This window comes from Kitasatospora sp. NPDC001660 (assembly GCF_053596725.1).
Genome location: NZ_JBSFGU010000011.1, coordinates 194366 through 205404 on the forward strand (window position 1 = coordinate 194366; position 11039 = coordinate 205404).

Annotated in this window: 7 protein-coding genes; 5 read left to right on the forward strand and 2 right to left on the reverse strand. The window is 73.7% G+C overall.

Translation table 11 applies throughout. The features are described from left to right. Positions 1 to 435 precede the first annotated feature (435 nt). Entirely contained in the window at positions 436 to 4308 is a 3873-nt protein-coding gene (locus tag ACWCXH_RS15385; protein WP_449801908.1) for an ABC transporter transmembrane domain-containing protein, read from the forward strand. A 13-nt stretch (positions 4309 to 4321) separates the two neighbouring features. On the opposite strand, the gene ACWCXH_RS15390 is transcribed toward ACWCXH_RS15385, so the two are convergent. Then, positions 4322 to 5269 (reverse strand): ATP-grasp domain-containing protein, encoded by a 948-nt coding sequence (locus ACWCXH_RS15390; RefSeq protein ID WP_449801909.1) that lies wholly within the window; start codon positions 5267 to 5269, stop codon positions 4322 to 4324. A 135-nt stretch (positions 5270 to 5404) separates the two neighbouring features. Here ACWCXH_RS15390 and ACWCXH_RS15395 point away from each other — a divergent pair, with 135 nt between their 5' ends. Next, positions 5405 to 5977, forward strand: a complete 573-nt coding sequence (locus ACWCXH_RS15395) for an NUDIX hydrolase (RefSeq protein ID WP_449801910.1) — start codon at positions 5405 to 5407, stop codon at positions 5975 to 5977. Between the two features lie 67 nt (positions 5978 to 6044). On the opposite strand, the gene ACWCXH_RS15400 is transcribed toward ACWCXH_RS15395, so the two are convergent. Further along, positions 6045 to 7103, reverse strand: coding sequence for a hypothetical protein (locus tag ACWCXH_RS15400; protein WP_449801911.1), 1059 nt, complete (start codon positions 7101 to 7103; stop codon positions 6045 to 6047). A gap of 746 nt (positions 7104 to 7849) precedes the next feature. Here ACWCXH_RS15400 and trpS point away from each other — a divergent pair. The 3 genes from trpS (at position 7850) to ACWCXH_RS15415 (ending at position 10700) form a co-directional block, all read left to right on the forward strand. Then, positions 7850 to 8902, forward strand: coding sequence for a tryptophan--tRNA ligase (gene trpS, locus ACWCXH_RS15405; protein ID WP_449801912.1), 1053 nt, complete (start codon positions 7850 to 7852; stop codon positions 8900 to 8902). 97 nt (positions 8903 to 8999) lie between these two features. Then, positions 9000 to 9956: a S66 peptidase family protein gene (locus tag ACWCXH_RS15410; protein WP_449801913.1), complete on the forward strand. Its 957-nt coding sequence runs from the start codon at positions 9000 to 9002 to the stop codon at positions 9954 to 9956. 69 nt (positions 9957 to 10025) lie between these two features. After that, a complete protein-coding gene (locus ACWCXH_RS15415) occupies positions 10026 to 10700 on the forward strand; it encodes a nucleoside/nucleotide kinase family protein (RefSeq protein ID WP_449801914.1) in 675 nt (224 codons plus the stop codon). Positions 10701 to 11039: the final 339 nt, after the last annotated feature.

Sequence of the window (11039 nt, forward strand, 5' to 3'; positions counted from 1 at the left end):
CCTGCCCGCGCTCAAGCCTGCCCGCGCTCAAGCTGCCGGTCCCCGTTCCGCCGGCGCCCGCCTTCGGGCCTAGGTCCAAAGAACGGCGCCCGCCTGCCCCCTGGCCGGTGGGCGTCCGGGCCGCCGTCGACGACTCTGGTGGCAGTGGGGCCGGTTGACCCGTCCGGGTGACCGGTCGGGAATCACCGCAGGCTGCAGGCTGTTGGTCACTCCGCCGGAGCCTGTGGCGAGCGTGCGCCAGGCGTGCGCCCGGCTCGCCCCACACCCCGGCCCGGCCGGAAACGGCATGGCGGCGTCCCGACGGAATGGTTAGCATCCCTAAATATGCCTGAGACTCACGGATCTACGGTGGAGCAATCCCCGAGCGGCCCACCGGCCCCCGACGCGAGCCCGGAACCGACCCCCGAGACCGGTCCCGAGAATCCGCCGCGCCCGGTGAGCACGGCGACCCCGCCCGCCCCCGCGGCCCCCGAGACCGGCGGCTGGCTGCGCCGCCTGGTCGGCTACTGCCTGCGCTCCCGCCGCAGCCTGCTGCTCGCCTTCGGTGCCTCGCTCGTCGGCATGGCCGTCACCGCGCTGGTACCGCTGGTCACCAAGCTGATCATCGACGACGTCATCACCACCCACACCCGCCCGCTCGGCCCCTGGGCGGTCGTGCTGCTGCTCGCCGCCGTCGTGGTCTTCGGCTGCACCCAGGTCCGCCGCTACTACGGCGGCCAGCTCGCCCTCGACGTCCAGCACGACATGCGCAGCGACCTGTTCCGCTCGCTCGGCCGGCTCGACGGCCACCGTCAGGACCGGCTGGACACCGGCCAGGTGGTCGGCCGCGCCACGTCTGACCTCCAGCTGGTCAACGGGCTGCTCTCGATGCTGCCGATGATGACCGGCTACCTGCTGATGTTCATCATGTCGGCGGCCGTGATGGTCTGGCTCTCCCCGCCGCTCACCCTCATCGCCCTCGTGATGGCCCCCGCCCTCTGGTGGGTCACCGTGCTCAGCCGCAAGCGCCTGTTCCCCTCGACCTGGGCCGCCCAGCAGGAGGCCGCGGCCGTCGCCGGCGTCGTGGACGAGGCGATTGGCGGTGTCCGCGTGGTCAAGGGCTTCGGCCAGGAGGCGCAGGAGCTGGACAAGCTGGAGGGAGCCTCCCGCAACCTCTTCGCCGCCCGCCTCCGCTCGATCCGGCTCAACTCCCGCTACAACCCGGCGATGCAGGCGATCCCCGCGCTCGCCCAGGTCGCGGTGCTGGCGTTCGGCGGCTGGCTGGCCGTGGACGGGCAGGTCTCGCTCGGCACCTTCGTCGCCTTCTCCACCTACGTCGCCCAGATGACCGGCCCGGTGCGGATGCTCACCATGGTCATCACGGTCGGCCAGCAGGCCCGGGCGGGCGTCGAGCGCGTCCTCCAGCTGATCGACGAGCGCCCGCTGGTCCAGGAGCGCCCGGACGCGGTGACCCTCGACCTCACCGGTGACGCGCACGAGGGCGCCCCCGGCAGTGCCACCGTCGGCCCCCACGCCCTCGGCAGTGCCACCGTCGGCCCGCGCACGTCCGAGGTGGCCCTGGAGTTCGACCACGTCGAGTTCCGCTACGACCCCGACCACCCCGTGCCCGTCCTGCACGGCCTGAACCTGACGCTCGCCCCCGGCGAGACCCTGGCCCTGGTCGGCGCCTCCGGCTCCGGCAAGTCGACGGTGGCCCAACTGGTGCCCCGGTTCTACGACCCGGCGGCCGGCACCGTCCGCCTCTACGGCCACGACCTGCGCGACCTCACCCTCGACTCGGTCCGCTCGGCCGTCGGCATCGTCCCCGAGGAGAGCTTCCTCTTCTCCGAGACGGTCCGCACCAACATCGCGTACGGCCGGCCCGACGCCACCGACGAACAGATCGTCGCGGCCGCGCGTGCCGCGCAGGCCGACGAGTTCGTCCGCGCGCTGCCGGACGGCTACGACACCAAGGTCGGCGAGCAGGGCCTCACCCTCTCCGGCGGCCAGCGCCAGCGCATAGCCCTGGCCCGCGCGATCCTCACCGACCCGCGGATCCTGCTGCTCGACGACGCGACCTCCGCGGTCGACCCGCAGATCGAGGCGGAGATCCACGACGCGCTGCGCTCGGTCATGACCGGTCGCACCACGCTGCTGATCGCCCACCGCCGCTCGACCCTCCAACTCGCCGACCGGATCGCCGTACTGGACCGCGGCCGGCTGCTGGACATCGGCACCCACGAGGAGTTGGAGGCCCGATGTCCCCAGTACCGGGCCCTGATCACCGACCCGGAGGCCGGCCGCGCGCCCCGTCGACCCGAGCCCGGGGCCGCGCCCGAGGCCGAGCTCACCGCTGAGCGCAGTGCCGAGCCCGCCACCCCGGACCCGTCCACGCCCCCTGCGCGGACGCCCGACCTCCCCACTCCCGCCCTGGCCAAGGCGGCCCGAACCGCCGAGCCCGACCTGCTGGCCAAGGTCGCCGCCCTCCCGCCCGCCACCGACACCCCGGCGATACCGCGCGCCGAGGCCGAGGCCGGTGACCCGGACTTCACGCTCCGCCGCCTGCTGCGCCCCTTCCGGGCACCGCTCGCCCTCGCTCTGTTGCTGGTCGCCGTGGACGCGGGCGCCGGGCTGGTGCTGCCGATCCTGATCCGGCACGGCATCGACCAGGGCGTGAGCAAGACCCTGATGTCCGGGGTGCTCGTGGCCTCCGCGGCCGCCCTGGTGGTCGTCCTGCTGGACTGGCTGGTGCAGAGCGCCGAGAACCGGGTCAGCGGACGCACCGGCGAGCGCGTGCTCTACACCCTCCGGCTCAAGATCTTCGCCCACCTCAACCGGCTCGGCCTGGACTACTACGAGCGCGAGCTGTCCGGTCGGATCATGACGCGGATGACCACCGACCTCGACTCGCTGACGTCCTTCCTGCAGACCGGTGTCGTCACCGCCGTGGTCAGCCTGCTGACCTTCGTCGGCATCTTCGCGGCCCTGTTGATCCTCGACGCCGGCCTGGCGCTGACGGTCTTCGCGGTGCTGCCGTTGCTGGTGATCGCCACGCTGGTGTTCCGGAAGAGGTCCAAGGACCAGTACGAGATATCCCGGGACCTGATCAGCGCCGTCAACGCCGACCTCCAGGAGAACGTGGCGGGCATGCGGATCGTCCAGGCCTTCCGCCGCCTGGACGCCAACACCGACCGCTTCGTCGCCCGGGGCGTCGCCTACCGGGAGGCGCGGGTCCGGGCGCAGCTCTACATCTCCCTCTACTTCCCGTTCGTCCAGTTCCTGTCCAGCGTGGCCGCCGCGCTGGTGCTGATCGTGGGCGCGGCCCGGGTCGACGCCGGCACCCTGACGGTCGGCGCGCTGGTCGCGTACCTCCTCTACATCGACCTGTTCTTCGCGCCGGTGAACCAGCTCTCCCAGGTCTTCGACGGCTACCAGCAGGCCTCGGTCGGCCTCGGCCGGATCCGGGAGCTGTTGCGCACGCCGACGACCACCGCCGTGGCGGCCGAACCGGTGCCGGTGGAGAAGGGGCTGCGCGGCGAGGTCTCCTTCGAGGGCGTCGGCTTCGCCTACAACGGCGGCGCGGACGGCTCCCCCGACGTGCTCACCGGCGTGGACCTGCACATACCCGCCGGCCAGACGGTGGCGCTGGTGGGCGAGACCGGGGCCGGCAAGTCGACGCTGGTGAAGCTGGTCGCCCGCTTCTACGACGCGACGGAGGGCACCGTGCGGGTCGACGGGGTCGACCTCACCCGGTACGACCTCGCGCAGTACCGCCACCGGCTCGGCGTCGTGCCGCAGGAGGCGTACCTGTTCGCGGGCACGGTGCGCGAGGCGATCGCCTACGGCCGGCCCGGCGCGACGGCGGCCGAGGTGGAGGCCGCGGCGCGGGCGGTCGGCGCGCACGACATGATCGTCCGACTGTCGGGCGGGTACGACCACGAGGTCACGGGCCGGGGCCGAAACCTTTCGGCAGGCCAGCGCCAGCTGATCGCACTGGCCCGGGCCGAGCTGGTCGACCCGGACATCCTGCTGCTCGACGAGGCTACCGCCGCGCTCGACCTGGCGACGGAGGCCGCCGTGAACAGCGCCGCGGACCGGCTCAGCGGCGGACGCACCACCCTGGTGATCGCCCACCGCCTGACCACCGCTGAACGCGCCGACCGGGTCGTCGTCCTCGACCACGGCCGGGTGGTCGAGGACGGTACGCACACCGAACTCCTCGCCCGCGACGGGGTGTACGCGCGGCTCTGGCGCGCGTTCATCGCGGACGGCCACCACCGCCCGGACGGCGCGGCCCCCGTCGTCGAGGAGGCCGTCGCAGCCGGGTGACCAGGGACCGGGCTCAGGCCGCGATCAGCGACGACAGCAGCCCGGTCGCGTCGATCCCGCGCGGCAGGTCGCTCACCTGCCCGTCCCCGACCTCGACCACCCGCCAGCCGGAGCCGTCCGCCCGGCTGGCGAGGTCGGTCGTGACGAACCGGCAGCCGAGCGTCCGCACCAGGGAGCGGACGCCGGTGAGGTCGGGGTCGACCTCGTGGTGCGGCGCGTCCGGGTGCGGTCCGACGAGCACCGGCTCGCCGTCCAGCCACCACACCCTGGCCTCCACCGGCCGGGCGTCCCCGCCCTCGGCACCGGTGCCGCCGGGGGCGGACACCCGCTCGAACTCCTCGTACCGCCGCAGCACCACCCCGCCCGCCAGGAAATCGCCCTGTAGCTCGACGAACCGTGCCACCACCCGCCCGACGGCGTCCAGGTCGGCCAACTCCGGCACGTAGCAGGCCTCGTGCCATTCGTGCTTGCGCGACTTCACGTAGTCCTTGACGATCGCCGGGCCGTGCCCGCCCAGCCGGGCCACGGCATCCGCGAGTTCGTCCGGTCCCGGTCCCGGAGTCGGCCCCTGCTCCGCCTCGGGCGACGCGCCTGCGGCCGACGGGATCCACACGCTCGGCGGCGTCGCCCCCTCGAACACGCCGTACCAGCCGGGCAGTTCGTGTGCGGCTGCGTAGCCGGCGGCGGAGGTGAGCAGGTCCCCGCCGCGCGCGGCCACGGCCGTGGCGAAGGCGGCGTAGTCCGGGGACGGCATCATCCAGCCCCGGTACCAGAGCGGGCCGCTGTCCTTCGGCACCCGCCGGACGGCCTCCTCGGCCTGACCGGCCAGCAGCGCGTCGTGGTCGACGAGGTGGTGCTCGCCGCCCAACTCCCCGAGCAGCCGGGCCTCCCAGGCGAAGTGCGGGTCGGGCCGGCGCGGGTTGAGCGGATCGGCGGGAAAGATGATCGCTGGTACGGGCATGGTCGTCAGCGTACGGCGGCACGACCGCCGGCGGAGCCCGGTACCCGCCCCTGCGTGCCGCCGTACGGCATCCCCTGTTCCGAGATTCCCCGGCATTCCTCGGCGCTCGTGGCCGGGCCCTGCGAGAGTGATCCGATGAGACGACTGCAGCGCCCCCGCAACCCGCTAGGACTCGGCAAACTGCGGCGCCCCCGCGAGCGCGTGCCCCGGCAGGCGGCCCGAACGGCGGTCCTGGCCGAGGACGGGTCGGTCTTCCTGCTCCGCTCGGACAACTCCGAGGTCGGCGTGCACTGGGCGATGCCGGGCGGCGGACTGGAACCCGGTGAGACCCCGCGCACCGCCGCCCTCCGCGAACTCCGCGAGGAGACCGGGTGGACCGACCTCGAACCGGGCCCGCTGCTCTGCACCTGGGAGCACGACTTCACCTGGCACGGCATCCCGGTCCGCCAGCACGAGCACATCTACGTCGCCCACGGCCCGCGCCGCGGCCCGGTCGGCGACGTCAGCGCGGTGCACGCCGCCGACCGCATCCTCGACTGGCGCTGGTGGACGCCGGCCGACCTCGACGCCCCGGACGCCGACGCGCTCTGGCCGCCCCGGCTCCCGGAGTTGCTGGCCATGGTCCGGGCGGGCGACTGGATCGTCGACGGGCGCGAACCGGTTCCCGTCCACCTGGGCTACGTCCCGAACACCCCGCCGAGGCCCTGACGTTCAGCCTCCCCCGCCTGCCCGCCGAGCCGGCCTGACCGCTGCACCCGCTCGCTGCACCCGCCCGTTACGCGCGCCCGCCGCGCCGGCCGCGCGCGGCCTGCCAGCCGTGCAGGTCCAGCTCCCGGTCGTGCAGCGCACCGGGGTTGATCATCACCGTCAGCTGCGTACCGGCCAGCTGCTCGAAGGCGAGCCCGGTGGCCGACAGCAGCTGCTCGGTCGGCACCGAGATCGCGATGGCGGGCCGCCAGGAGGGCAGCACGACGAGGCTGGTGCCGCGCCCGACCCGGACCGGCTCGGCGGTCACCCGCACCGGCGTCCGCTCCTCCGGGCGGCCGACCGCCTCGGGCTGGTGCGGGCCGGCGCCGATCAGGATCCCGAGCGGCGTCTCGGCCTGGGCGGCCCCGGGACCGCCGGCCGGCTGCCGGGCCGCCACCGCCCCCGCGGATCCGTTCGCCCCGGCCGCCGTCCTGCCCGCTCCCCGTACGGACCTGCGCGGCAGCGCCCCCTCAGGTGCGGCCGTCTCCCGTTCGGCCGCCTCCCGCCCGGTCGGGGCGGCTTCGGGGTGCATGCGGCGCAGTCGGCGCGAGGGCGAGGGGCGCCGCGTCGAGAGGGGCCGCGGCTCCTCGCGGGCCGCCCCCAGCACCGGCACCGAGCGCGCGCCCGTCGCCGGTGCGGCCGGCTGCGGAAGCTCGACGGCCGAGGCGTCCTGCACGTGCTCGGGCGGTGCGGATTCGGTTTGCACGTCCTCGCCGAGCAGCGCCGCGACCTCCGCCACCGGACGCCGGCAGGCGGTGGCCAACTCGGCGAGCGAGCGGCCCTGTCGGCGCGCGGCCCGCAGCCGTTCGGCGAGCGCCGCCTGCACGCGGGCCGTCGTCCGCTCGTCCGGGGCGCCGGCCGGGGCGCCGGTCGGGGCGCCGTGGTCGCCCCCATCGTCGTCGGGGCTGCTGCGCGGCCGCGGCACCGAGTCGTCGCGGGTGGCGCCACCCGGCGCACCGGGGATCGGTTCCGCGCCGGAGGCCTGCGTGATGGAGCAGCGCACGGCGGGCAGGTGCGGGGCCCCGGTGCGGTCCGCGGCCGGGCCGGGTCGGGCGGGATCGGTGGGGGTGGGGTGGAGCGAGGTCATCGGCACGGGCCCTTCGGGGGACGGTCCAGACGATCCTCCCGCACCGCGTGACCAGCTCCAAGCGCTGGTTCCCGTGTGGACATCCGCACGCCCTCCGGGGGTGGGGCGCGCACGCCCCACCCCTACCCGGCGTGTCGGCTCAACTGCCGGGCGCGACGAAGCCCTTGAGGTAGGCGAGCACCGCACCGGCCGCCAGCACGTCGAACCCGAGGAACCAGGTCTCGTCCGAAACCGGCCGCGCCTGACCGGACTTGACTTCTCCGAGGGTCTTCCGGAGCGCCCCCGAGCGCCGCCTCCTGGTTGGTCGAACCGGGCGATCCGTACACACCGTAGAAGAGCCAGTCGGCGTCGGCCCTGTCGATCTGCTCAAGGCTGATCTCGACGGCGAAGAGCAGGAAGTTCTGCCTCCAGGGGTAGCCGGGGCGCAGCGAGAAGACGGCTCACGGCCTGGTACGGCATCGTGCGGCCGGACTTCTTCCGCGGCGAGACGCTGCGCAGGGACACCCCCGCACTCGTCGTCGAGGACTGAAGCCGACGGTGAAAACCGGTGACCTGAGTGGGGGATCGACGCTATCGTCGAAGGCATGAAGCGCTTCACGGGCCTGTGCTGGTGGCCGTCCTAGGACGGCCACCACGCATGCCTGACCAGGGCCGTCCGGGATCGGACGGCCCTGTTGCGTTTCCCCATCGGGACGGGCCCGCGCCCCGGACGGCCACCACCACCGCCGTACCGAGGAGAGACCCGCATGACCGCCACGACCACCGCCACGATCGCCGCCCCGGCTCCCGCTGCCGCCCCGGCCGGCCCGACCGCCCACCGCGTCCTGACCGGCGACCGCCCCACCGGCCCGCTCCACATCGGCCACTACTTCGGCACCCTGCAGAACCGGGTCCGCCTCCAGCGCCAGGGCATCGAGATGTTCGTCGTCGTCGGCGACTACCAGGTCATCACCGACCGGGACATCGCCGACCGGCTCGCCGAACACACCGAGAACCTCGTCCTCGACAACCTCGCGGCCGGCCTCGACCCCGATCGCGCCACGATCTTCGCGCACAGCCGCGTCCCGGCCCTCAACCAGCTGCTCCTGCCGTTCCTCAGCCTGGTCAGCGTCGCCGAACTGAGCCGCAACCCCACCGTCAAGGACGAGATCGCCCACTCCAGCCAGGCCGCCGTCAGCGGACTGATGTTCACCTACCCCGTCCACCAGGCCGCCGACATCCTCTTCTGCAAGGCCGACCTCGTCCCCGTCGGCCAGGACCAGCTGCCCCACCTCGAAGTGGCCCGCACTGTCGCCCGCCGCTTCCACGAGCGCTACCCGCACGCCGATGGCAGCGCCGTCTTCCCCCGCCCCGAGGCCGTGCTCTCCGACGCGCCGCTCCTCCTCGGCACCGACGGCGGCAAGATGAGCAAGAGCCGGGGCAACGCCGTCTTCTTCGGCGCCTCCGAGGACGAGACCGCCCGGCTGATCCGCGCTGCCAAGACGGACACCGAGCGGCGCATCACCTACGACCCGGCCAACCGGCCCGAGGTCTCCAACCTCGTCCTGCTGGCCGCCCTCTGCCAGGGCCGGGCCCCCGAGGAGATCGCCGCCGAACTCGGCGACGGCGGCGCGGCGGCGCTCAAGCGCACCGTCACCGAGTCCGTCAACGAGTTCCTCCGCCCGATCCGCGCCCGCCGCGCCGCACTCGCCGCCGACCGCGGCTACCTCCGGCAGGTGCTGCGAGACGGCGCCGAGCGCGCCAACGCCATCGCGGACGCCACCCTCGCCGAGGTCAGGGAGGTCATGGGGTCGGTCTGAACCGAACGGGGCATATCACCTGCGGCGGGCCCCGCCGGATCTGACATCACCTCACCCCTTCGCGCCTCGCCGCCCGCACCCTGGAAGGATCCCGGCCATGGACCAGCACCTGACCGCGCCCGACCGAGGGCTGACCCGTCCGCCACAGCTCCGTCCGGGGGACCACGTCGTCGTGGTCGCCCCCAGCGGCCCGATCGATCCCGAGCGGCTCACCGCCGGGACCGCGATCCTGCGTTCCTGGGGGCTGCGGGTCACCGTCGCCCCGCACGTCCTCGACACCCACCCCTCCCTCGGATACCTGGCGGGCACCGACGCCGACCGCGCCGCCGACCTGCAGGACGCCTGGCTCGACCCCGCCGTCGACGCGGTCCTCTGCGCGCGCGGCGGCTACGGCGTCCACCGCATGGTCGACCTGCTCGACTGGGCCGCGATGCGTCGTGTCCCGCCCAAGGTCCTGGTCGGCTTCAGCGACGTCTCCTCCCTGCACGAGGCCTTCGCCCAACGGCTCGGCCTCGCCACCCTCTACGGACCGATGTGCGCGGCGGCCTCCTTCGTCGAGGACGGCCCCACGGCCGAACACCTGCGCCGCACCCTCTTCGACCCCGCCACGACCACCGTCCTCACCGGACCCGCCGCCACACCGCTCGTCCCCGGCCGGGCCAGGGGCGTCACGGCCGGAGGCTGCGTCCACGTCCTCGCGGCCGAGCGGGGCACACCCGCCGCCCGGCCGTCCTTCGCGGGCAGCATCCTGATCCTCGAAGACGTGAACGAGCACCCGTACCAGCTCGACCGCCTCCTCACCCAGTTCCTCCGCTCCGGCGCCCTCGACGGTGTGGCCGGCATAGCCCTCGGTTCCTGGGAGGGCTGCGGGCGGCCGGACCGGGTCCGCGAGCTGATGCTCGACCGCCTCGGCCCGCTCGGTGTGCCCGTGCTCTGGGAGCTGGGCTTCGGCCACTGCCCGTCCACGCTCACCGTCCCGCTCGGCGTCCCGGCCATGCTCGACGCCGACGCGGGCACGTTGACCCTGGAGGTGCCGGCCCTCGCCGCCCGGTGAGGCGGCCGCCCGGACGGGGCCGGGAGGAGCGGCCCGGAACGAGTGGCCCGGGATGAGTAGGGTGCGGCCATGAACGAGGACCGCCTCACCGACCTCGCCCTCGGACTCCTCCGGGGCCCGGGCAGCAACGCCCGCACGATCCTCGGACTTGCCGGCCCGCCCGGCGCCGGCAAGTCCACCCTCGCACGGCACCTGGTCGCCGAGGTGGAACGGGCCGAGGGCCCCGGCAGCGCCGCCTACGTCCCGCTGGACGGCTTCCACCTCTCCGCCGCCCAGCTCGACCGCCTCGGCCTCACCCACCGCAAGGGCGCGCCGGCCACTTTCGACGCCCACGGCTACGTCGCGCTGCTTCGCCGCGTCGTCACCGACCGCTTCCAGGACATCTACGTCCCCGACTTCGACCGCACCCTGGACGAACCGGTCGCCGCCCGCCACGTCGTCCGCCCGCACGCCCGCCTCGTCATCACCGAGGGCAACTACCTCGCGTCCACCGACACCCCTTGGTCGGACGCCCGGCGCCTGCTTCGCGAACTCTGGTACGTCGATACCGACGACACCCTCCGCGAGGAACGCCTTCTCCGGCGCCACCGCGACGGCGGCCGCGACGAGTCCACTGCGCGTCACTGGGTCACCGGCAACGACCACCCGAACGGCGAGTACGTGAAGGCGGGACGCCCGCTCTGTACCCGGATCGTCCCCGGCACCAGTTTGCCCGAGGCGCCGGACGGGGGTAGTGTTCTCTAGTCGCTCGGCAGGGAGCACCGGACACGCATCGGCGCGGACGGTCCCGGAGTGGCCAATCCTCTGAAACACCACTTCCCGGTTCGGGCTGGGTTGCGTCTTGTCGCGGCTCGGTGCGTATTCGGCGTGCACGTTTTATTGGATTGCGGCTGGATTCGCTTTTCGGAGCGGGGATCGGCTAGAGTTTGAAACGTCGGACGGGGCGTCAAGTCCTGGAAGACACCGGCGAGTTGGATGACGAAGCCCCGGAAAACGGAGCGGAAAACATCTGATAAGCTGGAAACACGAAAGAACGAAGCGCCCGGAGGGCCCGCTGGAAGGCGGTCCGAAGGAAGTGTCCGT

Excerpts from the sequence above, each read along its gene's own strand:
- ACWCXH_RS15390 (WP_449801909.1), bottom strand. The coding sequence starts at position 5,269 with ATGCCCGTACCAGCGATCATCTTTCCCGCCGATCCGCTCAACCCGCGC.
- ACWCXH_RS15395 (WP_449801910.1), top strand. The coding sequence starts at position 5,405 with ATGAGACGACTGCAGCGCCCCCGCAACCCGCTAGGACTCGGCAAACTG.
- ACWCXH_RS15400 (WP_449801911.1), bottom strand. The coding sequence starts at position 7,103 with ATGACCTCGCTCCACCCCACCCCCACCGATCCCGCCCGACCCGGCCCG.
- trpS (WP_449801912.1), top strand. The coding sequence starts at position 7,850 with ATGACCGCCACGACCACCGCCACGATCGCCGCCCCGGCTCCCGCTGCC.
- ACWCXH_RS15410 (WP_449801913.1), top strand. The coding sequence starts at position 9,000 with ATGGACCAGCACCTGACCGCGCCCGACCGAGGGCTGACCCGTCCGCCA.
- ACWCXH_RS15415 (WP_449801914.1), top strand. The coding sequence starts at position 10,026 with ATGAACGAGGACCGCCTCACCGACCTCGCCCTCGGACTCCTCCGGGGC.